At 46.6% G+C, this 22,593-nt stretch carries 17 protein-coding genes; 8 read left to right on the forward strand and 9 right to left on the reverse strand.

All coding sequences use genetic code 11. The annotated features are described in order from the left end of the window. Positions 1-5: 5 nt before the first annotated feature. The gene (locus J0M30_12310) at positions 6-3,167 is read right to left on the reverse strand and encodes a TonB-dependent receptor (GenBank protein MBN8668277.1); all 3,162 of its coding nucleotides are present in this window, start codon (positions 3,165-3,167) and stop codon (positions 6-8) included. A 218-nt stretch (positions 3,168-3,385) separates the two neighbouring features. Between J0M30_12310 and J0M30_12315 the strand changes: the two genes are divergently transcribed. The 3 genes from J0M30_12315 (at position 3,386) to J0M30_12325 (ending at position 6,129) form a co-directional block, all read left to right on the forward strand. Then, the gene (locus J0M30_12315) at positions 3,386-4,264 is read left to right on the forward strand and encodes a helix-turn-helix domain-containing protein (GenBank protein MBN8668278.1); all 879 of its coding nucleotides are present in this window, start codon (positions 3,386-3,388) and stop codon (positions 4,262-4,264) included. Positions 4,265-4,461: 197 nt separating this feature from the next. Continuing rightward, positions 4,462-4,899 carry a hypothetical protein gene (locus J0M30_12320; protein MBN8668279.1) on the forward strand — a complete coding sequence of 146 codons (438 nt, stop codon included), beginning with the start codon at positions 4,462-4,464 and terminating at the stop codon, positions 4,897-4,899. A gap of 33 nt (positions 4,900-4,932) precedes the next feature. Then, positions 4,933-6,129: a DUF2130 domain-containing protein gene (locus tag J0M30_12325; protein MBN8668280.1), complete on the forward strand. Its 1,197-nt coding sequence runs from the start codon at positions 4,933-4,935 to the stop codon at positions 6,127-6,129. A gap of 59 nt (positions 6,130-6,188) precedes the next feature. On the opposite strand, the gene J0M30_12330 is transcribed toward J0M30_12325, so the two are convergent. After that, a complete protein-coding gene (locus J0M30_12330; protein MBN8668281.1) occupies positions 6,189-6,803 on the reverse strand; it encodes a 4'-phosphopantetheinyl transferase superfamily protein in 615 nt (204 codons plus the stop codon). Positions 6,804-6,866: 63 nt separating this feature from the next. Between J0M30_12330 and J0M30_12335 the strand changes: the two genes are divergently transcribed. Further along, positions 6,867-7,403, forward strand: a complete 537-nt coding sequence (locus J0M30_12335) for a dCTP deaminase (protein MBN8668282.1) — start codon at positions 6,867-6,869, stop codon at positions 7,401-7,403. A gap of 265 nt (positions 7,404-7,668) precedes the next feature. Here the strand turns inward: J0M30_12335 and J0M30_12340 are convergent, their stop codons facing one another. Next, positions 7,669-8,751, reverse strand: coding sequence for a DUF3810 domain-containing protein (locus tag J0M30_12340; protein ID MBN8668283.1), 1,083 nt, complete (start codon positions 8,749-8,751; stop codon positions 7,669-7,671). A 157-nt stretch (positions 8,752-8,908) separates the two neighbouring features. Between J0M30_12340 and J0M30_12345 the strand changes: the two genes are divergently transcribed. From J0M30_12345 to J0M30_12360, 4 genes are all read left to right on the forward strand, one after another. Further along, positions 8,909-9,457, forward strand: a complete 549-nt coding sequence (locus tag J0M30_12345) for a DUF177 domain-containing protein (protein MBN8668284.1) — start codon at positions 8,909-8,911, stop codon at positions 9,455-9,457. 26 nt (positions 9,458-9,483) lie between these two features. Next, positions 9,484-9,675 (forward strand): 50S ribosomal protein L32, encoded by a 192-nt coding sequence (gene rpmF / locus J0M30_12350; protein ID MBN8668285.1) that lies wholly within the window; start codon positions 9,484-9,486, stop codon positions 9,673-9,675. 91 nt (positions 9,676-9,766) lie between these two features. Continuing rightward, a complete protein-coding gene (plsX, locus tag J0M30_12355) occupies positions 9,767-10,708 on the forward strand; it encodes a phosphate acyltransferase PlsX (GenBank protein MBN8668286.1) in 942 nt (313 codons plus the stop codon). 9 nt (positions 10,709-10,717) lie between these two features. Then, positions 10,718-11,494 (forward strand): hypothetical protein, encoded by a 777-nt coding sequence (locus J0M30_12360; GenBank protein MBN8668287.1) that lies wholly within the window; start codon positions 10,718-10,720, stop codon positions 11,492-11,494. Here the strand turns inward: J0M30_12360 and pcaF are convergent. The 6 genes from pcaF to J0M30_12390 form a co-directional block, all read right to left on the reverse strand. Continuing rightward, the gene (pcaF, locus tag J0M30_12365) at positions 11,491-12,693 is read right to left on the reverse strand and encodes a 3-oxoadipyl-CoA thiolase (protein MBN8668288.1); all 1,203 of its coding nucleotides are present in this window, start codon (positions 12,691-12,693) and stop codon (positions 11,491-11,493) included. The two genes, J0M30_12360 and pcaF, sit on opposite strands and share 4 nt — an antisense overlap. A 44-nt stretch (positions 12,694-12,737) precedes the next feature. Continuing rightward, a complete protein-coding gene (locus J0M30_12370) occupies positions 12,738-14,417 on the reverse strand; it encodes an FAD-dependent oxidoreductase (protein ID MBN8668289.1) in 1,680 nt (559 codons plus the stop codon). A gap of 82 nt (positions 14,418-14,499) precedes the next feature. Continuing rightward, positions 14,500-16,536: a family 43 glycosylhydrolase gene (locus tag J0M30_12375; protein ID MBN8668290.1), complete on the reverse strand. Its 2,037-nt coding sequence runs from the start codon at positions 16,534-16,536 to the stop codon at positions 14,500-14,502. 880 nt (positions 16,537-17,416) lie between these two features. Beyond that, positions 17,417-19,516: a DUF5110 domain-containing protein gene (locus J0M30_12380; GenBank protein MBN8668291.1), complete on the reverse strand. Its 2,100-nt coding sequence runs from the start codon at positions 19,514-19,516 to the stop codon at positions 17,417-17,419. A gap of 5 nt (positions 19,517-19,521) precedes the next feature. Beyond that, positions 19,522-20,028, reverse strand: coding sequence for a DUF4968 domain-containing protein (locus tag J0M30_12385; GenBank protein ID MBN8668292.1), 507 nt, complete (start codon positions 20,026-20,028; stop codon positions 19,522-19,524). Positions 20,029-20,057: 29 nt separating this feature from the next. Next, entirely contained in the window at positions 20,058-22,487 is a 2,430-nt protein-coding gene (locus J0M30_12390) for a DUF5110 domain-containing protein (protein ID MBN8668293.1), read from the reverse strand. Between the last annotated feature and the right edge of the window lie 106 nt (positions 22,488-22,593).

The following is a 22,593-nucleotide window of genomic DNA, read 5'->3' on the forward strand; positions in this document are numbered from 1 at the left end:
TTGTATTAGAATTCAAGGTTAATGCCTGCTGTAAAGCTCCTCGGATTCGGATAGTGACCGGCATCCACATTCGTCAACCGGATATTATTATTGAATACCCCAACTTCCGGATCATATCCACTGTATTTCGTGAAAGTGTGCAGGTTCTGAATGGACACATACACACGGGCAGTGGTGATCTTCAGTTTAGATACATAACGCGCGGGGACACGATAACCGAGCGAAATATTCTGGATACGCAGGTAAGAACCATCCTCTACATAACGGTCTGACATGTACACGTTGTTTACGTTGGTATTGGTAAACCGGGGCAATGAACCATCCGGATTAGCATCGGTGTAACGATCCAATACCGAACGAAGTTGGTTGTAGTATGGATTGTCCATTTTTTCCAACTGCCAACGAAGGAAGTTGAATATTTTGGCGCCATAACTTCCTTGCAGGAAGATCGAGAAATCAAAATCCTTATAGTTCACCGTATTGGTAAACCCATAGGTGAATTTGGGAAGCGGGCTGCCTATGAATGTGATATCGCTTTCGTTGATGATACCATCAGGTTTGCCATCTGTACCACCGGCGATGTCTTTGAAACGGATATCACCCAGCCAGGTATGGGTTTGGTCAACCGGATATCCAAACTGGGGCAGACTATTATTAAGATCATCCTGTGTACGGAATAAGCCGTCTGTTTTCAAACCAAAGAAAGAACCCACGGCATACCCGGGAATGGTACGGGTGATCAGGTAGTTGTCGTAATAGATCCGTCCATACAGGGCGGCCAGGTCACCTGCCACTTTCTCCAATTTATTCTTGAATTGAGAGAAGATGATATTGGTCTTCCAGGACAGATCCTTTGTTTTGATATTGGTAGAGGTGATGCTGATATCAATACCTGTGTTTGACATGCGTCCGGTATTGATCACGGGTCCTTTCAGGTCATCCCATTGGTCACCCACGCCGATCAAACGAGGACCGGTACCGATCAACAACATGGCAGTAGTTGTTTTCTTATATACATCAAAGGCAGTTTCAATACGGCCATTGAGGAAGGAAACATCAAGACCTACGTTTTTGGTTACCACCGATTCCCAGGTCAGGTTCGGGTTGGCTACACCAAACAGGTAGTTGGAGCTGCCAAATCCAACTGGGCCAGGCCAGAATGAAACAACAGAAGTATAGGGAGGATTGGGAGCCCCATTGGGCAGGTTGGTATTCCCGACCTCACCGTAACCAACACGCAGTTTCATGAAATTGATCGTCTTCTTCCAATTCTCGGCAAATCGCTCATTGGTGATCGTCCAGGCCACAGAAGCACCCGGGAAATTACCCCACTTATTATCTCCAAAGAAGCGCGAAGAACCATCGCGACGAAGGCTCAGGTTGAGTGAGTAACGATTATCGTACGAATAGGTAGCGCGAATGAAATAGGACTCAATGGTATTGTCTGATTTACCACCACCGAGTTCCCAGGTGTCACGGTCACTGCTACCGGCATTCAGGTCAAGAATATTATTCTGGAGGTCAACTTTTTTACCGTTGATACTTTCCCAATAATTGTACTGTGCCTCATGGCCTGCCGTACCTGTAACTGAATGTTTGCCAAAATTCTTATAGTAATTGAAATAATTTCTCAGGGCATAGTAGTATCCATTGCCGCGGTAATCGAATAACTGACTACGGAGACTGGTATTACCAAAACTTCCTGATTTCTGGAAAGCCAGGTTATTATAAAGACTTACGCTGTAGGCAAATTCATTCCGCAGCGTGAATCCTTTAAAGAATTCAACATCGGCATAGAGCTGGCCAAATACATTGGTACTGGTTGACTTGTTTCCCCGGTAATAGCTCCGTGCGATCGGGTTGTCCTGACCGTATTGAAAACCTCCAACGGTTTGTCCGCCACCACCCCAACTTCCATCCAGGTTTTTCACGGGGATGAGCGGGCTTTGGATCACACCCCACCAGATGGTACCTTCTGCCGCATCGGCAAGTGTTACATTCTGGATACTTCTTGAAGCATTGGCACTTACCCCGATCTTCATCCAGCTTTTGATCTGGTGGTCGAGGCTAAAGCGGGTTGAGTAACGTTTAAAATCGGATCCGATAAGAATACCCTTCTGGGTAAAATATCCGGCCGACAGATAATAATTGGTTTTATCCTTTCCTCCACTAAAACTAAGTTGGTGGCTTTGCACTGTACCTGTGCGGAACATGGCATCCTGCCAATCGGTACCTGTACCCAGTTTTGACAGATCGGCAAACTCATCACTGGGGGTTTGTCCCAGTAAGGGTGCTACTTCGTTCTGATATTGGGCAAATTCGCGGAGGTTCATGACGTCGAGTTTCTTCTGGACCATCTGATTTCCCGCATACATTTCATAGCTCACTTTCCCTTCGCCTGTCTTACCTTTTTTGGTGGTGATCAGGATGACCCCATTGGCGGCCTGCGAACCATAAATGGCCTGGGCAGAGGCATCTTTCAGGATATCGATGGACTCAATATCATTGGGGTTGAGGGTGGCGAGAAAACTGTTACCGGTTTGACCATCGGAACCACCCAATCCGGCATAACCGGAACTGAACTTGGTATTGCTGGTAAAGATCACCCCGTCCACTACGATCAGTGGATCATTGGCATTAATGGTGGTTACACCGCGAATACGCAACGAAACACCACCACCGGGCTGACCACTATTATTAATAACGGTTACGCCAGCTACCTTTCCCTGGATGGCCTGGTCAATCCCTGCCACAGGCAGGTCCTTCAGGTCCTTGGCCTTCACCGATGATATCGCAGATGATACATCGGCCCTTTTGGCAGTACCATAACCGATCACCACTACTTCACCGAGTTTATTATCGGTGACGTCGAGGGTAGCGATCACATTGGACTTACCTTCTAGTGAAATTTCTTTGTTCTTGGCCCCTACGTAGGAGATGATCAGGGCGCTGGCATTCGACGGAACGGTGATCTTGAAGACCCCGTAATTGTCGGTAACCACAGAAGTGTTTCCTCCCTTTACAGAAACAGTAGCACTCGCCAGGGGAACTCCGCTCTGGTCGGACACCACACCTGTGATGACCCTGTTCTGTGCGCTAAGTGTAAAGGAGAAGAATACAAACGCAAGGAATATCACGTTTGCACGGAAGAATCGTGTCTTTCTCATACAGCAAGAAGATTTAGGTACAAAAGTACTCCAGCCCCTTTGTCAATAAGTAGTATCATTTTATCTACTTTTTGTATTTTATGTCCATTAAACAAGCACAAATCAAAAAAAATTATTATTTCCTCTATGAATAATGCAACAAACTCATAAATTTGTTGCACTGAATGATGATACTATTTTGACTTAGCGCTTGTACCTTTACTCCAATTGCGGCCATTATGAACAAGAATATCATGCGGGAGATTATCCCGCTTACCCCGGCAGATTGCTTTACAATCTTTACCCGCGTTAAGTCTGATTTCGATTTTCCCCTGCATTACCACGAAGAACTGGAACTCAATTTTGTCCATAATGCCAAAGGCGCTCGTCGTGTGGTGGGTGATCATATTGGAGAGATCGATGATTTCGAACTCGTACTGGTGGGTTCAAACCTTCCACATGTATGGCAAACCCACAAAACCAAGAGCAAAAAGATCACGGAGGTGACCATTCAGTTTCATAAGGATCTGTTTGACGAAAAATTCCTGCGGCGAAACCAACTTAGTTTTATCCGGACCATGCTGGAACGGTCTGCAAAGGGCATCCTGTTTTCCAAATCCACGGCCCAGCAGGTAATGCCCCGTCTATTGCAATTGGGACAAAAACAGGGCTTTGATTCTGTACTTGAACTGATTTCCATCCTCCACGATCTTTCTGTTTCAAGAAATATGCATACGCTCTCGGATTCCACCTTTAGCAATGCCGAACTGTCTTACAATAGCCGACGGATCGATAAAGCCCTGGAACATATGCATCAGAATTTTCACCGGAACATTACCTTATCCGAGGTGAGCCGGCTGGTCAATATGACCGATGTTTCATTCAGCCGTTTCTTTAAAGCCAAGACCGGTATCAATTTTATCGACAGTCTACTGGAATTACGCTTAGGCCAGGCCTCGCGCCTGCTCATTGATACTTCCGATTCAGTCTCCGAGATCGCCTATGATTGCGGATTTAATAATATCTCCAATTTCAACCGGCTCTTTAAAAAGAAAAAAGGCTGTACCCCCAAAGAATTCAGGGAGAGTTATAGTGTGGGGACGAGGGTGTTTATTTGAGGCGGATTTCGCGAGTTTCGTGAGGTGTGAGGCGTGAAACGTGAGTTTCGTGAGACGTGAGTGGTGAGGTCTCTCACGATTCACGTCTCACGTCTCACGTCTAACGTCTCACGAAACTCACGTCTCACAATTCACGCCTCATATCTCACGATCGGTATTTTCCCCAAAACGCCTATATTTACGACTAAAGAAAACCTATGTCCTCCCCTGCTCCTGCCAAGACCAGCCGCTTCCTCCTTTTTCCCTGGGGTCTCCTCAGCATTGTGGTCATTTTGATCCTGAATTCCTCGGTTAGCAGCACCTGGTTCTCCCGGAACTGGGGATGGGTAGCTCTTGTCCTGATCATACCGGCGGCCATTCTGGAAAACCTGAAAGTGGGATACAGCAATATGCGGATCATGTTCCTGAAGACCTTGTATACGATGCTTTCCTTTCTGGTGGTAGGACTGGCTGGCGGATTAGCAACCGCCGGATGGTATTATGAAAAATTCAAAGATTATAAGGGCATCCCCCGTCTCGATATCCCCTGGTATGTATTACTTGCACTCGTTGTACTTTTGCTGATCGAACTGGTCCAGATATTCAGTATGTTAAAGGCCGTCAAACGGGAGTTCATGCAGTTCTCCCCTGAATAGATCCTGGATAACAGCGGTACAATCATTTTTTTCATCCAAAAACGAAAGGTCTTGGAAAGTATCAAGTGCCCCAATTGCAATCATGTGTTTGAACCCACCGATACCATCCGTGATGAGGTGGAACGTGAATTACGTACCAAAATGATCACCTGGCAAAAAGAAAAGGAGAAACAATTTTCGGAAGAAAAGAATAAGCTCCTGAAAGAAACAGAGGAATCCATTCGTAAGAATATCGCGGGTGATTTTGAAAATAAACTCCGACTCCTGGAACAGAATAACAAGATCAATGAGGAGAAACTGAGACTATCGCGGGAAAAGGAATTGGAATTTCTGCGTAAAGAGCAGGAACTTCAGACAAAGGAAAAGGAACTGGAAATTGAAATTCAGAAAGTATTATTGGCGGAAAGGGCCAGGCTGTCGGAAACGATCCGGAAAGAGGAATCCGAACGCAATTCCCTTAAAGAAACAGAGTTTCAACTCAAGATGAAAGAGATGGAGGAGAAACTGGAGGCCCAGAAGAAACTGGCCGAGGAAATGAAACGCCGGGCTGAACAGGGACTTACGCAGTCGCAGGGAGAAGTACAAGAATTATTACTGGAAGAAATGTTACGTACCAGTTTTCCTTTCGACCTGGTGGAAGAAGTGGGCAAAGGGGTAAAGGGAGCTGATTGTATCCAGACCGTGCGAAATAGCGTTGGACAGGATTGTGGTAAGATCATTTATGAAAGTAAGAGGACCAAGGAATTTGTGAATGACTGGATCGATAAATTAAAACATGATATGCGGAGCCAGGCTGCGGATGTGGCTATTCTTGTAACCCAGACCTTCCCGCGGGGCATGACCTCCTTTGGTGAACGCAATGGTATCTGGATCTGTGGATATGCAGAAGCCCGTGCTGTGGCCTTCCTCCTTCGTGATAGTTTAATCCGTGTAGCTAATGCCTCCCGTAATGAAGAGAACCGGGGCGATAAGATGCATATGTTATATGGTTATTTAACCAGCAATGAATTTGCCGAACAATGGAAGGCCATCCGGGAAGGCTTTATGAGTATGCGATTGTCCATTCAAAAGGAAAAGGACATGATGGAAAAGATCTGGAAGGCCCGGGAAAAACAATTGGAAAAGGTATTACTGAATGCCGCACACATAAAAGGCTCAGTGGAAGGCATCGCCGGACAAGATTCGGTGGATTTGAATTTGTTGGAAAGCGGGGAGGAAAGTGAGGCGTGAGTTTCGTGAGACGTGAGACGTGAGGCGTGAGGCGTGAGATGCCTCACGTCTCACGAAACTCACGTCTCACGCCTCACCAGCCAACACACCGCCAACCCCTCCAGCCAGGTAAACGCTATATCAAAATTTAAGTTTGTCTTTGTAAAATAGCCAGATATCTGCTGGTTAACCGGGTCGTATTTCTTCAGTTGAATATGCTCCCGAAAATCTACCTGGCCTTTACCATACCATTTGAACACGGTTTCCTTTGCCGACCAGATAAGGGTCAGGTTGGATAAGCTTTCATCCGGGAAAAGGGCCCTTTCTTCCACGGTAGAAAATTTTTCCTTTAAGTTCACCAGTTTTCCTACCGGTTTTTCGATATCGATACCCACGCGTTGGTCGGGGCTGATGATCACCGCAGCAAAATCACCACAATGAGAGATGGAAAAATGAAAGGCATCGTTGGGGAGATAGGGTTTCCGTGTATCTGCGATCTGGATCAGTTCGTAAGGAAAGGAAGGGAAAAGGTAACGTAGAAGAAAACGTCCCGCAAGATGCTGTAATCGTTTATGCGGATGACTTACTTCCCGGTGTACCGGTACAGAATCCTTGAAGAAACCTTCGGATTCTTCGATTTTCCATACCCCGATCCGGGTGCTATCGTTGACAGTATGTTGAAAAAAAATGGGCATGGGACAGGAATCAATCCTTACTTTGCTGGCCTGCAAATTGATAATTAAAAAGCATAACAAAAAATGATCCTTTCTGACCTGCGGATTTTGGAGGAAATCAATAAGGGAACGATCAAACTCGATCCTTATGACCGGGAATGCCTCGGAAGCAACAGTTATGATGTGCATTTGGGTAAATGGCTGGCCACTTACCGCGAGCATATCCTGGATGCCAAAAAACACAATGAGATCGAGTACTTCGAAATACCCGAAGAGGGTTTTGTTCTCTATCCCCATGTCTTCTACCTGGGTGTAACCCTTGAATATACCGAGACCCATGCCCATGTTCCCTTTCTGGAAGGAAAATCATCCACGGGACGCCTTGGTATCGATATCCATGCTACCGCTGGCAAAGGAGATGTTGGTTTCTGTGGTCACTGGACCCTTGAGATCTCCGTAAAACAACCAGTGAAAGTGTATAAAGGAATGCCGGTGGGCCAATTGATCTATTTTCCGGTAGATGGCGAGATCGAAATAGCTTATAACAAGAAGAAAAATGCGAAGTATAGCATGCAGGGGGATAAGCCGGTGGAGAGTATGATGTGGAAGAATAGGTTTTGAATTCAGATGACGGATGACGGAGGACAGATGACAGATGGCGGAGGCTTGCTGTGCGAGACCTCTGGTCTTGCACGATTGTCTTGTCGCCTCTGGCGACTCGAATTACAACCTTTTCTTTTTTTATCTAATCTGCGATAGCCGCCGGAGGCGGCATTCTAGAAGTGCGAGACCGGAGTTCTCGCACAGCAAGCCTCCGCCAACTGTCATCTGTCCTCCGTCATCTGTCCTCTGTCATCTGTCATCCAACCTCCGACCTGCCTCCCTTTCACAACGCCTCTTCCCCGAATTTTTTCCCATACGCCACCAACCAGGCCACGATCCGGTTATAACTCCGCTTTCCTTCGGGTTGTCCATTGGCTTTCAGGTATTGTCCATATAAATTGGAGATGACCGGTTCGATCGGGTTACGATATCCCTTATAAAAATTCACCAGGTCCTTTCGGTGTTTCTTTACCAGCGGGTCCAATTGGTCAATGTACTTTTTAGCCGCCACACTGTCCTGTCTATACAGATCATCAATTGTATAGTGAAGCATATCAAAATAGAGGGAATACCGGAAAACAGGATTATCATAGTTCCGGCAAGCCAGAAAGGCAATGAAATTGGCCTCATATTCCCGGGCATACCCCAATTGATGCCCGATCTCGTGACAGGCTACAAAGGGCTCCAAAAATGGAGGGATCGTGGTATTGACCTGCCCCTCCCCGGAAAAAGGATTGTAATAGCCTTGAAAACCGAGGTAGTTTCCCAGGTAGCTGTAAAGGGAGGGTTTTATGGATTTGGGTTCATACCGGAGAAAGGGATATGTTTTTTCCAATTCCCTGAATGCTTCCCGGCTTTCCTGAAACAGTTTACGCTTTTTTCGGAAGCCTGAAAGCTCTTCATCCGATACCTGGACGGCATATTGGTTCACCCGCCCAACCAGGGTTTTGGTAAGTGAATCCAGTTCGGCCACCTCATACTTTTTAATTTCCAAACCCAATTGGTGGGAAATACCTAACCGACTGTAATTCAATCCCCAAAGTCCATAAAAGAACACATAGATCAGCAGAAAAAGGAAGATCGCCTGTTTGAGGGCAGACAACAGATAATCCTTATCGAATTTCTTCTGATAAATGACCCGGATCAGTTTCCCGACCCGGAAAAGGACCACCAGGATCAGGAAGGCATAGAGCAGGTCACCCATGCTGATGGGTATCCAGCCCAGGAGGAAGCGCTGTACGGTGGAAATCACCGGGTAAACCCCATAGGTGTAATATTTCTCTACGAATGGGGGGTAGAGAGAAATCCATTTAATGGCTATGGCCGACAGGACAAGGAAGACCCAGGAACGGGCCTTCATGGCCATTTGAAAAAGACTGGTCAGGTATTGCTGCACCCGGAAAAAATTAAATATCTTTAAATCAATTCTTTAAGCTCTGGTCGGGGGTAAAAATAATCACAAAACACATATCATTTTTCCCGGATTTCCCCTACCTTTGCAAACTCTTTAAAAAAGTTGTACCATGGGCAGAGGTCGGGAATATGAGATCGCCTTTGTGGGACTGAAACCCGGACCCCATGAATATAACTACGAAATAACAGATAAGTTCTTTACAGCCTTTCAGCAGCAGGATTTTCGGAACTGCCAGGCCCAGATTAAACTGGTACTTGACAAGAAAACCGGGTTTATGCTCCTGAAATTTGTAGTAGGTGGCAAATTGGAAGTGACCTGTGACCGGTGTAGCAATAATCTTCCCCTCGAACTTTGGGATGAATTTACGATAACGGTCAAAATGGTAGAGAATCCGGAAGAGATGAACGACCAGGAAGAGGATCCGGATGTGTATTATATCGGAAGAGGAGAAAGCCACCTGCATGTTGCCAATTGGATCTATGAATTCATCAACCTGAGCATCCCCATGCAAAAGAGTTGTGATTTTGAAAAGATGGATGGCCCCTATTGCAACGCCGCTGTACGGGAAATGCTTAACCGATTGGAGGAAAACCCGGAAAAACCGGTGGAGAACCCGATCTGGAAAGGCTTAGACAAGTTTAAAAATTTAGGAAAATAATCATTCATACAGTAAACAGTTAAGATATGCCTAATCCCAAACGACGCCATAGCCAGCAACGCAGCGCTAAACGCCGGACCCATTACAAGGCTACTGCCGCTACACTGACCACCGATAGCACTACCGGGGAAACCCATGTACGCCATCGCGCACACGTGAGCGAAGGAAAGCTGATCTACAAGGGTAAAGTAGTAGCGGAGAAGTCGCCTGTGAAGTAAACTAATTACTAATAGCCAATAGCTATTAGCTATTGGCTATTAGCTCAAATTACGACTTCCTCAAGTAGCCAGTTTTTCCGACATTTGCCTCATGCAAATCGGAATCGACCTCATGGGTGGAGATTATGCCCCGCTGGAAGCCATTAAAGGCATAAAGAAATATTTCACGGAGGCCCCTCAACCCGCCCAACTTATTCTCACTGGTGACGAATCAGTCATCCGACCTCTGCTCGCTGAATATCAAATTCCCGAAGACAAAATACTTCTCATCCCCACCGATCAGGTCATTGGTATGCATGAGCATCCCACCAAGGCCCTGAAGGAAAAACCCAATTCTTCCATTGCGGTTGGATTTGGCTTGCTGGCCAAAGGAAAGATCGATGCTTTTATCAGTGCCGGTAATACAGGCGCCATGCTTGTCGGTGCCCTTTTTTCCATTAAAGCCCTGGAAGGGGTATTACGCCCAACCATCTCCACCATCATACCCAAAGAAAATGGAAAGACCGGTTTACTGCTTGATGTAGGTATCAATGCCGACTGCAAACCGGAGCAACTAAACCAGTTCGCCATCATGGGTACAGTTTATGCCCGGCATATACTGGGTATTGCTGATCCTCGTGTTGGATTGATCAATGTGGGCGAAGAGGAGGGCAAAGGAAATATACTGGCCCAGGCCACTTATCCCCTGCTCAAAGAAAACAAACACATTCATTTTATCGGGAATATAGAAGGCCGGGACATCCTGCTGGACAAGGCCGATGTAATGGTCTGCGAAGGCTTTGTGGGAAATATCATCCTGAAAATGGCCGAATCCATCTATGAGGTCACCAGTCAAAAAGATATACACCACCCCTATCTCGATCGCTTCAATTTTGAGATCTATGGTGGCACACCTGTACTGGGAGTTTCCAAACCGGTAATTATCGGCCATGGTATCTCAGGCGAAACCGCTTTTAAGAATATGATCCTCCTGGCCCAGAAAATGATCGAGAAGGAAGTAATGGATCTGATGAAAAAAGAATTGGTGGATTAAGCCGAAGGCATGGCATCCGCGCGTACTATATTTTTTCTCCTGTTGATCACGGTATGCTATGGACATACTCGTCCAACACCCCTCGAAAAAATTGTGTTTCACAAGATCGGTGACCGAAAACTTTCCCTGGTCACCACCAGGTTTGGCCCTACCAACAACGGCACCGTATTCGTCCACTTGCATGATGATGAACAAACCGCTTTGCAAGCTACCCGGTCAATTCTGGAAAAGCAGGGTGGTCAGTTGGTCCGTATCCAGAACTGGAACAAACGATATATCCGTTTCCGGGTGAAAGGAAGATATTATTCCTTTGACCCCAATGGAATGTTCACGAAAAATGGCATTGATCGTTCCCTGCGACTGATGGGACGTTTCCATCCCGATGCGGCCAGATCGATCGGACAATTGGGGGAACGTTTCTTACAATTACTTCCTGAATCGCTTACTTGCGTAATTTCTTTGCATAATAATACCCCGGGGTATTTCTCAGTACTTACCTATGCTGCTGAAGGGGAAAAAAGCAGGGACGCAAAGAAAGTATTTATCAATCCGGATGAAGACCCGGATGATTTCTTTTTGGTGACCGAAGAGTCCCTGTTTCAAACCATTAAAGCAAAAGGGTATAATTGCGTGTTGCAGGATAATGAGGGGTGTACGGATGATGGATCGTTGAGTGTGTACTGTGGTAAAAAAAATATCCCGTATGTAAACTGCGAAACAGAACATGGCAAGGTGGAGAAATACAAAGAGATGATGGATTGGTTACTGAATACCATTTCTCACTAAGGGCGCTCAAGAACGACCGCATATCCTTGGCCAACACCGATGCACATGGTTACCAGTGCATACTTCTTCTGCTGTTCGTTTAACTCCATCGCTGCCGACCAGGTGATCCGTGTACCCGACATCCCCAATGGGTGCCCTAAAGCAATAGCTCCGCCATTTGGATTGATACGCGGGTCATCATCCTTTAAGCCCAATTGCCTTGTACAAGCCAATACCTGCGCGGCAAACGCTTCATTTATTTCAATGATGTCCATTTCATCCAATGTGAGTCCCGCTTTTTGAAGTGCTTTTTGTGAAGCCATTACCGGACCTATACCCATGATGCGTGGCTCCACTCCCACTACAGCGGAGGCAACGATACGGGCCATGGGTTGCAACCCAAATTTTTTGACTGCTGATTCAGAAGCGATCAACGTTGCTGCCGCCCCATCGTTCAATCCCGAAGCATTTCCTGCAGTAACCGTTCCCTCTTTCCGAAAGGCGGGTTTAAGTTTGGCAAGTATCTCAGGGGTTGTAGTTGGTTTGATGAATTCATCCTGATCAACCAGGGTTATTCCCGCCCTTCCTGAAAGCTGAACCGGCATGATCTCCTTGGCTAAACGCCCAGAAGCTTGTGCACGGGCCGCTTTTTGTTGTGACCAGTTGGCAAATCGGTCCTGGTCTTCCCGCGAAATTTTATACAGATCAACCAGGTTCTCGGCCGTTTCTCCCATGGCATCGGTGCCATATTGTTCCTTCATCTTTGGATTGATAAACCGCCAACCAAAGGAGCTGTCCTCCAACCGGGCATCGTTTCCAAAGGCCTTACTGGCTTTTGACATGACCCAGGGGGCCCTAGTCATCTGCTCAACGCCTCCGGAAATAAAAATATCGCCATCCCCCGACTGAATGGCCCGATGGGCATGAATGATGGCCGACATGCCTGAAGCGCAAAGCCGGTTGACTGTTTCACCGGGGATAGTAATGGGCAAACCCGCGAGTAACAAGGCCATGCGGGCTACATTACGGTTATCCTCCCCTGCCTGGTTAGCACAACCAAAAATGACCTCATCGATATCGGAGGTAGGGATAGCCGGGTTTCTGTCTGTTATGGCTTTGATCACATGCGCTGCAAGATCATCTGCCCTGACTGGTGAAAGGGCACCGCCAAAACTACCGATGGGAGAACGTATGCCGTCAATGAGAAAGGATTGGGGCATGGGGAATTTTTGGAGTGCAAGTTAGGGAAATAGGAGCTTGCACTTTATACCAGTTCTTCTACCCTAAGTAAGTCCTTTTCGGTTGTACAGGCATCCCACAACCGATACCCACCCGACAAACTTCGAACATCCTCAAACCCATGTTGCATCAAAATCCGGGAAGCCAGATAACCTCGCATGCCTACCTGACAAAACAGATAAACTGTTTTATCTGTGGGAATCTCATTCAGGCGCTGTCTCATTTCATCGAGGGGAATATTGACCGCTCCGGGGATCGAACCTTTGCCGAATTCCTCGACCGTGCGTACATCGAGTAGATAATCCTCTTTGGTGAGCTCCTGAATTTCGGGCCAGTAGAAAGGCTGCACTCTTTTCTGCAACACATTTTCGGCAGCAAACCCGGCCATATTCACCGGATCTTTTGCAGAAGAATAAGGAGGTGCATAGGCATGTTCCAGTTCAGTCAGATCATAGATTGTGCCTCCATTCTTAATGACAGTAGCCAGCAGGTCAACCCGTTTGTCCACGCCCTCATAGCCAACTACCTGGGCACTCCATAACTTTCCCGTTTCTTGTTCATAGGCCAATTGAATTGTCATCTTTTCTGCTCCGGGATAGTATTCTGCATGTGAACCATTAAAAGTGGTTGATACGAGCGGCTCCATACCATTGGCCTTGAGCTTCTTCACGGGGACACCGGCGGTGGCCACGGTCATATCAAACACTTTTGCAATGGCTGTATTGATCGCACCCTTATAGGTACGCGAATTACCAAAAACAATATTATTGGCGCAGATACGGCCTTGTTTATTGGCGGGACCTGCTAAGAAAGTATTCGAAGGTTTATGCGTAATGGGACAATTAAATTCGATCACATCCCCGACCGCATAGATGTCGGGATTGGAGGTTTGGAGAAATTCATTGACAAAGATCCCACCTGCTTTCCCGATCTCGAGTCCGGCTGCTTTGGCCAGCCGGATATCGGAACGTACTCCAATCGAAAGAATCACTACATCGGCTGGCAGCGGTTCCCGATCCTTTACCATTACAGTTAAACCACTTTCTGTCCGTTCAAAACCAGTAACGGCTGTTTCTAAATATAAATGAACTCCTTTCGATCGGATATGCTGTTGTACCAACGCGGCCATGGAATAATCCAGCGGTGCCATCACCTGGTCACCCATTTCCACAATGGATACATCCATGCCTAAATGGTGCAGGTTCTCGGCCATTTCAAGACCGATAAATCCGGCACCAATGATCACGGCTTTTCCTTTGAGGAAACCTTGTACATAGTTTTTGATACGGTCTGTGTCACCCACATTACGCAAGGTGAATATCCCTTGTTCCTGGATACCGGGCAATGGTGGTCGTACCGGCTCGGCGCCTGGAGACAGGACCAATTTATCATAGGTTTCGATATATTCTTCTCCGGTGATCAGATTTTTCACCGAAACATTTTTATTGGTTGGATCAAGGGCGATCACTTCCGATTGCACCCGCACATCGATCGCAAAGCGGTTGCGAAAACCCGAAGCGGTTTGCACAAACAATTTTTCTCTTTCCGTGATCACATCCCCGATATAATAGGGCAATCCACAATTGGCGTAAGAAACGTATTCTCCCTTTTCAAATAAGATGATCTCTGCGTGTTCATCCATTCTTCTGAGTCGGGCGGCTGTGCTGGCTCCACCTGCAACGGCGCCAATGATTATGTATTTCATGATGGGACAAAGGTCGTCCGGGAAAAATCTATATTACGTGACCTCCATCACGAATGCAGTTGACGCAAGTTTGTGACAAATCTCACTCACGTATGCGGAAATAATCAAAATCTACATACCCACCCGCCTGTTGGGTAGCATAATTAAAGAGGGCAAAGCGGTAACCTGTAAAGTGGGGAAGTGTATAGGTCATTTTCAGCGGAGCGCCAATGGGTTTCCAGTTCTTTCCATCCAGGCTGTAAAAGAAATAGCCGGTGTCGGTTCGATCGGTGAAATCACAGCTGATCCTGAAGAATACGGTGCCTTGCTCCAGGGGTATTCTTTCCCTTTCCACGGCATTCTCTGATTCTGCACTCACCATTACGATCCATTTTTTGCCTGCTTCCTGTTTTACCCCTACCTGTCCATATCGTTTTTGATAGAGGGCCATACCGGCAAAATCACCATCTTTCATTTTCGTTACATCCAATGTGGTGGTGCCCGTGCATACAGGGCCTATGGTTCGTTGGGTCAGCAGATTGCGGACCAGATAAAAGGAGGTATCCACCCTTCCGGTTGTCAAACGCAAAAAACCTTTTCTCTTTTCCAAAGACCATAGCCTATTATCTGGGTTATGGTTCCATTGCCAGACAAGAGGCAATTTGGGTTCTCCCGTTTTTCGAACAAACTCATCGGAGGCTACGATCCCGGGAATCAAACTTTTCTTAGCTGGCAGGTTCAGCAGATCCGGGACCTTCCCCTCTTCTCCCAGTACCGGCCATCCATCCACCCATTTTACAGGAACCAGGTAAGGAATACGACCCACTGAGCCATTATCACGAAATAGGTAGGAATACCAGTTACCGTTAGGCATATCGATCAAACCACCCTGTGCTACCCCCAGATGTTGGAGGGCAATACGCCCTTCATAGGGGCCAGTGATTTTATCCGCCCGGTGTACAACCACCGTACGCATGCCGCCCCTGGGCCAGGTAATATTGAACAGATAGTATTTCCCATTTACTTTAAATAATTGTGACCCTTCCCCAAGTCCACTGGGTGCTATCCCGTCAGTAGGTTGTGTTGAATTTTCAACCACCACCTGGTTAAGGCCTCCCGGTTTGAGACCAGACAGGTCAGCCTTTAATTCCACCAATGTCAGTTTCTTGTTTCCATACAGCAAATACACCTTCCCGTCATCGTCAAAAAAAAGGGAATGATCGTGCAGGCTGGGGCCAAACTCGATACGCTTCCATTTTCCTTTCTCTATATCTGAAGTAACAAAGATGTGGGTCTTATTGGTGGTTTGAGCAAAGGTGCTCACGTAATACAAACCCTTATGATACCGGAGAGAACTGGCCCAGGAGCCCCGGCCATAGGTACTCTTTCCGTTTTCAAGGTTCAACTCATCCAGGTTGGCCAGGGTATCATACGCATAGCCGATCAGTTTCCAATTGACCAGGTCTTTGGATTTCATGATCGGCACACCCGGGTTATAATGCATGGTGGTGCTACTGGCATAATAGGTATCCCCCACCCGGATCATGGACATATCTGGCACATCGGCAAATACAACCGGATTGGTAGCCTGAGCCGGTTCAAACTGGATCCAATCCAGTTCTATCTGACCTTCGCTCACGCTTTTTACTACTAGATCATTGATCCCGGTAGGAGAAATTAGTACCGGCCATTTGTAGGTGTACCAGTTTGCACCAGGATCCAGTTTCCCTTTAGCTAATAAGGCGCCACTGGCCGATTTTGACCTGATCTCCAGGGAGCCCCCATTCAATGAACGGGCCCTGACCCACACATGCGTGAATTTCTTTTTGGCAAAATCCACTGTATTGTATTTCACCCAGGCGCCTTGTTTTTCAAAAAGGGTCTTCCATCCCAGGAACCGGTTGGTTGTGTCGAGGAAATCGACAGATGTACCGACTGGGTTGATTTCACTATACCTGTCCAATTGAATTTTCTGGTGCGCTGCTGAAACCCCGATTCCTCGCAGCGTAGGAATCACTTTTCTGATGGTACCATCCTCGTTAAAGAAAAGGCTATCGGCGCGTATCGAACGTGCTTTATCAAAGTTGGGGGAAAGGTCCTTATCATGATAAAACAGATACCATTGACCTTTAAAATTCATGATGGATTGGTGATTGGTCCAGCATCCCGAAGCCGATTCATCCATGATCACCCCGGTTATTTTGAATGGGCCAAGCGGGTCTTTGCTGACAGCATATTCCAGTCTTTCAATTTTATTCTCCACATGTGGGTAGGTCAGATAATACAGGCCATTTCTTTTAAACACAAAAGGCCCTTCTTTCAAACCTTTGGTAGGCAGGTCACCCAGTATTTTCACTTCCGAATCAAGCTCCAGCATATTGGGCTTAAGTTTGGCCCCATAGATATTTCCGGCTGACCAATACAAATAGGCCTGTCCATCATCATCAATGAGTACATTGGGATCGATGCCATGCACACCAATGATCGGTGTTGGTTCGGGTACATAGGGCCCCTCGGGGCGATCGGCGATGGCAACCCCAATGGAAAAGCCCCTCCCATATTTAGTGGTATCTGCAGCCGAAGTGGGGAAGTAAAAATAATATTTCCCATTGCGCTCAATACAATCAGGCGCCCACATGCTATAGCTATCCGGACGTACCCAGGGCACTTTGTTCTGTTGAACAATAACCCCATGATCGGTCCAGTTGGTTAGGTCACCCGAAGAAAATACATGGTAATCCTCCATGCAAAACCAACCTATCCTTCCTTTTCCCTCCTGGGCCAGGATATCGTGCGAGGGGAAGATGTAAACACGGTCGCCAAAGACCCTGGCAGTTGGGTCGGCCGTGTATTGATTTGTAATGAGCGGGTTTTGTGCGAAAAGAAGGTTAACAGCTAATACCCCCAGAAAGAGGGCAAAGAGGGGTTTAAATCTATAAGGCATAGCAAAGGCTTTAAGCCCTAAGGTAAGAAATTATGGCAACCGATTGCACACAATTTTCTACCACTTAATAACATCCTTATTTGCGGACAACTAATTGCTTTCCAATGTAGTTCACCGTTTTAACCTTGGCGGGACTTCCCGTGGCTCTTTTGTTTGACTCATCCACCCACACGATGCGAAATACCATTTTTTCCAGTGGGCCTGTCCATTTGCCTTCCCGGTTACCAATCGTTAAAGTATGTGCCAGGTCATTCCAGGTCATAGGTATAAGACCGTAAAGCCCGTTTTCGTAATTATAATTATCGCCTTCATCCATGTATAGCATGAACTTTGCATTTGCGCCGGTATAAATCCGAAGTTCAACTGTATCCATTGGTTTTTCAGATGTATACTGTAAAACCCTACCCATCGGGATTATGGATCCGGCTTTAACGAATAAAGGTATCTGCACAAGTGGTGCAGCAGCTAGAACCGTTTGGCCACCGGCATATTTTTTTCCTGTCCAGAAGTCATACCAACCTGCAGATTTGGGCAGGTACACATTCCATTCCTTCACTCCGGGTGCTGTAACAGGGGCCACCAGCATGGACTTCCCAAACATATATTGATAGGATTGGCTGATCGCCATGGTATCATTTCCAAAATCCATGACTAAAGGCCGCATCATGGTGCTGCCGTATTTTGAAACCTGCCAGGCCTCCGAGTAGATATAGGGCAATAACCGGTAGCGCAGGTTCAGCATGCTACGCATATGGCTCATGACCGTATCGCCATATTTCCAGGGTTCGGTTTCAGTTTGATAACCATGAATCCGGAAGATCGTATTGAATGTCCCGAATTGAAACCACCGGGTAAGAATATCATGGTACAAGGTATCCGTGTATTGGCCGGCACCGGGACGAAAGAAACCTCCTATATCGGTGGTCCAGTAAGGCATCCCGGTCATGGAGTAATTTAATCCGGAAACGATCTGTCGTTTAAAGGCATCCCAGTTCCAGCCAATATCGCCTGACCAGTTGATGGTTCCATATCGTTGCTGTCCTAAGAAAGCAGATCGGGTGAGTATGGCCACCCGCTTGGAAGGATCGGTGGCACGCTGCCCTTCATAAACAGCCTTGCTTACAAACAAGGGATAGGTAAGCCGGTAAAAATCGCCCCGGCCAAAATAGGTGTCCTTCCCTACCAGGGCATCATTTTCGGGCTCGGTGGCATCCATCCACCAGGAGTCCACGCCCAGTTTGAATAAATTTTTATTCAACACATTCCAATGTGTTTTCTGTGTTTCGGGATTGTATATATCGATCCAGGGGCTATTGTTCAGGTAAAGGTTTTTATCCAAATACTCTTTTGCTACCTCCGATTTTTTATCCAGGTTCTCCCACACAGAAATGGAAAAACGGGCATGGAGATCATGCAATTTTTTTATGAACCTCTCCGGCTCGGGGTAATGCGTGGTATCAAATTGGGGAACACCCCAACCATGTTTACCCCAATACTGCCAGTCCTGTACAATGACATCCATAGTAAGTTCTCTGCGAGGAAACTCCTCCACCGTTTTTACCAGATGATCACCCGAGGTGTACCGTTCCCGGCATTGCCAAAACCCATAGGCCCATAAGGGAAGCATGGGCGCCTGTCCGGAAAGTTGGCGATGGGTGTGGATCACATCATCTGCATTTTCTCCATAGAAGATCACATAATCGAGAGATTTTGCATTTACAGAGCGTAGTACTGTTTCATTCTCCACCCGCTTCCAGGTCAATCTTGGAAAATTAGTCGACTTACAAACAACCTGCACCTTATGTTCTCCCACCTTTAAATGCACTATTTTGCTGGCCGCTGGAGGAAGCCAGAGATTTGTCTGGTCAACACAGGGAATGCCGTCAATCACCAGCAGGTGTCGGCTTTCCATATTCCCCAGGTCCAGCATCATGGTATAATCGCCCTCCTGTTCAACGGTGAAATTTCCACCATAAAGGGTCTGTTGCCGTGAAATGCGTTGGGTTCCGGAGGTGGTGGTAACTTCGACCTGACTGACCTCGCTTGTTGCTGTAACCTGTTGAGAGAGGTGAACGAAATTATCTGCCGGGTTTAATTCTGTGAGGCCATACTGGTGCCATAGAAGCCCGAATCCCCTGCTGGAATAAAGAAACGGAATCGCGATTTGCGAATTCACCTGGATCAGTTTTCGGCTGATGTTCCTGAGGTTAAAATGCCCGTCCTGGAACTGTCCGGTACCAAACAGATATTCGCCTTCGGCGAATCAAACCCTTGTTCTGCCAAATAACATTTCTCTCCGCCAATGGTATCTGCGATCAACTTTCGGCTACCGGCCTTCTCCTGTAAAAACAGGTTCCCCTTATTATCACGGTATTCAATCGCCCCCGTTTGCTTGTTAAATGTTAAACTGATCATCTTTGTGTTCAACTGAATGGCCTCCCCGGATGCTGAAACCTTAAATGCCGGAACAGGCATCTGATTGACCAATACAAACTGTCTTTCTTCCTTCAATTCCTTTTCCCATTGTATTCGAACCGATTTTTCGGTTAAAGGGATAATATTCAAAACCCCTTCCGAAAGTTGAATGGATAAACGATCCTGAAGAATACGATGGCTCTTGTACTCCTGGGCGGTTAACACCGCAGGCAGAATTGCCAATAACAAGACCAGTTTAAAACGATAGCTCATTACCTGATATGAATGGTATATTAAACGCATTAATTTTTTCTAATCGCTATTACTTGTTTTTGACCGGTGTAGGTGACTATCTGGTCGGGTTGGTCAACCAGGTTCCCTCCCCCACCCGTCTGCGGTCCTACCACAACGATCCTGAATTTCCGGCTCTCCAGCATTCCTGGGAAAGAACCCTTTCTGTCGCCAATCGCCAGAACATGTTTCTTATCGTCCCAATTAAATTCGATGGTAGAGAAAACACCTTTTTCATAATTGTAATTATCATTCTCATCTTCGTACAACACAAACTTTCCATTGGCTCCCGGATAGATCCGCAACTCCAATTCATCCCATTTCTTTTCTTCCGCGTATTGCACCGATGGGGCGAGAGGCAGAATGGAGCCCGATCTTACATAAAGAGGCAGAATATCCAATGGCGTTTGTTTGGACACTTTTGTTCCACCCGACGATTTTTCACCTGTCCAGAAATCAAACCAATCAGCGCCTGCAGGCAGATAGGTTTCTTTTGAACCGATGGAGCTGAAATCCTCTACCTGTACGGTATCCTTTCCATTCAATCCAGGTTTAACATACTGAGGTATGGTAACCGGGCTTACCAGGATCGATTTCCCAAAGAGGTATTCATCGTTGATGTCCCATGCATTTTTATCCGTTGGAAAGTCCATCACCAGCGCACGCATCATACTTGAATGATTAGCTGTAACGTCCCGGGAAGTGGAATAGATATAGGGAAGCAATCGGTAACGAAGGTGAATGTATTTTTCAATCGCGTCATAGTATTTGGTGCCTTTTTGTCCGAATTGATAGATCTCGCGGGGTGCATCGGCACCGTGCGAACGCATCATGGGCGTAAAGGCGCCAAATTCCAGCCATCGAACATACAATTCCCGATACTCAGGGTCTTCTAATTTCCGGGGAAACCGGTTCAGGAAAAATCCTCCAATGTCCGCATTCCAATAAGGGATGCCACTCAGCGAGAAATTCAATCCTCCGGAAATCTGGTTACGCAAGGCCTTCCAGGAAGAGGTAACATCACCCGACCAGGTATTGGCGCCATATCGTTGTTGTCCCGCAAAGGCAGAACGTGTTAATATGAATACTCTTTTGCCGGAATCCACGGCCCTTTGGTGTGTATAGACTCCGCCAACGGTCATAAGCGGAAAGGCATTACGCACTTTTCGGAAAGAGCCAAGATGGGTTTTATTGTCCAGATCAGAGGGTTTGAAATCAAGATGATCCGGTTCGGAGGAATCCATCCACCACGCATCGATACCCAGGTCATGCATATACTTCAGGTATTTCCAATAAATATCTCTGGCTGCCGGATTGTATGGATCATAAACCCGGACACCGGAAGGGTAATCGCGGTTGGGTGGCCACTTATCCGAACCAGACTGAGGCCAGGTGGCAAAATTCATAAGCGCCCCGATCTTTTCCAGTTCCTTATACTGCTTTGTTTGAGGGCCAAAAGAGTTCCAGATAGAAATGGTCAGATGGGCTTTTAACCGGTGAACATCATTAACCATCTTTTGTGGATCAGGAAAATCCGCATTTAAAAATTCCATGGCATTCCACAAATAATTACTCCCCCAGTATTGCCAGTCCTGGATGATACCATCCAGCGGAACGCCCAATTGGCGGTATTTTTTCACCACACTCAATAATTCATCCTGGCTTTTATACCGTTCTTTACTTTGGAAGAATCCGTATGTCCACAAAGGGAACATCGGCGCCTGTCCGGTAAGCTCCCGCATATTGGCAATGACCCCATCGGCATTACCACCGTACATGAAATAATAATCAATACAATCGCCCACCTCTGACTGGAATGTAGTGCCTTCCTGATTGTCCTGAAATTTGGTAGGAGAATAATTATCCCAGAATAAACCATACCCCTTTACGGATTGAAAGAAGGGAATGTAGTCGTCCGTATTTCCTTGTACCATGTTCAACGACACATTTCGCTGGTTCATGCGACCTTGTTGTTGAATGCCCAGTCCATAGATGGCCTCTTCGGGATCCAACAGGTATGACTGAACCACATTGTACGTTTGATTACCCGCATCGTCGAATGGGGTGAATTTTGCACTCCCCTCCTTTTCTTTCAGTAGTAATCCGCTCTTACTATCGGAAAAGGAAATAGTTCCCGATTCCAGGTTTATGCCCAGTTTCAATTGGGAGGTTTGCAGGTTTAGCCAGTTCCCTTTTTGCTTTACCGTGAAGGCTACTTGCCGTGGTGTCTGGATAACAGAAAGGCTCTGCTTTGAAAACTTATTTCCAGCGGGTGATTTAATGACCCTTACTGTGGAGGGACTAAAGAATTGCAATTCCAGCGAAAGAGATTGCATGTTGGCTTTAATGCCAAGTTCTGTTTTTTGCCAGTCTTGTGACAGGCTGAAACGGGGGATGAAAAATAATGCCAGTAAAAAGAAACAGGCGCCTCTTTTGATCATGTCATTTCATTTTGGGGCCAATTAATCTTCAGGATTTCTAAATGTACATCAAAATGAAATGACAATAAAAGCCACACAAATTAATACACCCACGACTGGAATAACT

The organism is Chitinophagales bacterium (assembly GCA_017303415.1).
Taxonomy (GTDB): domain Bacteria; phylum Bacteroidota; class Bacteroidia; order Chitinophagales; family Chitinophagaceae; genus SpSt-398.

Bases quoted from the DNA above. Each gene is read 5' to 3' on its own strand.
- J0M30_12310 (MBN8668277.1), bottom strand. From the start codon at position 3,167: ATGAGAAAGACACGATTCTTCCGTGCAAACGTGATATTCCTTGCGTTT.
- J0M30_12315 (MBN8668278.1), top strand. From the start codon at position 3,386: ATGAACAAGAATATCATGCGGGAGATTATCCCGCTTACCCCGGCAGAT.
- J0M30_12320 (MBN8668279.1), top strand. From the start codon at position 4,462: ATGTCCTCCCCTGCTCCTGCCAAGACCAGCCGCTTCCTCCTTTTTCCC.
- J0M30_12330 (MBN8668281.1), bottom strand. From the start codon at position 6,803: ATGCCCATTTTTTTTCAACATACTGTCAACGATAGCACCCGGATCGGG.
- J0M30_12335 (MBN8668282.1), top strand. From the start codon at position 6,867: ATGATCCTTTCTGACCTGCGGATTTTGGAGGAAATCAATAAGGGAACG.
- J0M30_12340 (MBN8668283.1), bottom strand. From the start codon at position 8,751: ATGGCCATGAAGGCCCGTTCCTGGGTCTTCCTTGTCCTGTCGGCCATA.
- J0M30_12345 (MBN8668284.1), top strand. From the start codon at position 8,909: ATGGGCAGAGGTCGGGAATATGAGATCGCCTTTGTGGGACTGAAACCC.
- rpmF (MBN8668285.1), top strand. From the start codon at position 9,484: ATGCCTAATCCCAAACGACGCCATAGCCAGCAACGCAGCGCTAAACGC.
- plsX (MBN8668286.1), top strand. From the start codon at position 9,767: ATGCAAATCGGAATCGACCTCATGGGTGGAGATTATGCCCCGCTGGAA.
- J0M30_12360 (MBN8668287.1), top strand. From the start codon at position 10,718: ATGGCATCCGCGCGTACTATATTTTTTCTCCTGTTGATCACGGTATGC.
- pcaF (MBN8668288.1), bottom strand. From the start codon at position 12,693: ATGCCCCAATCCTTTCTCATTGACGGCATACGTTCTCCCATCGGTAGT.
- J0M30_12370 (MBN8668289.1), bottom strand. From the start codon at position 14,417: ATGAAATACATAATCATTGGCGCCGTTGCAGGTGGAGCCAGCACAGCC.
- J0M30_12375 (MBN8668290.1), bottom strand. From the start codon at position 16,536: ATGAATTTTAAAGGTCAATGGTATCTGTTTTATCATGATAAGGACCTT.
- J0M30_12385 (MBN8668292.1), bottom strand. From the start codon at position 20,028: ATGAGCTATCGTTTTAAACTGGTCTTGTTATTGGCAATTCTGCCTGCG.
- J0M30_12390 (MBN8668293.1), bottom strand. From the start codon at position 22,487: ATGATCAAAAGAGGCGCCTGTTTCTTTTTACTGGCATTATTTTTCATC.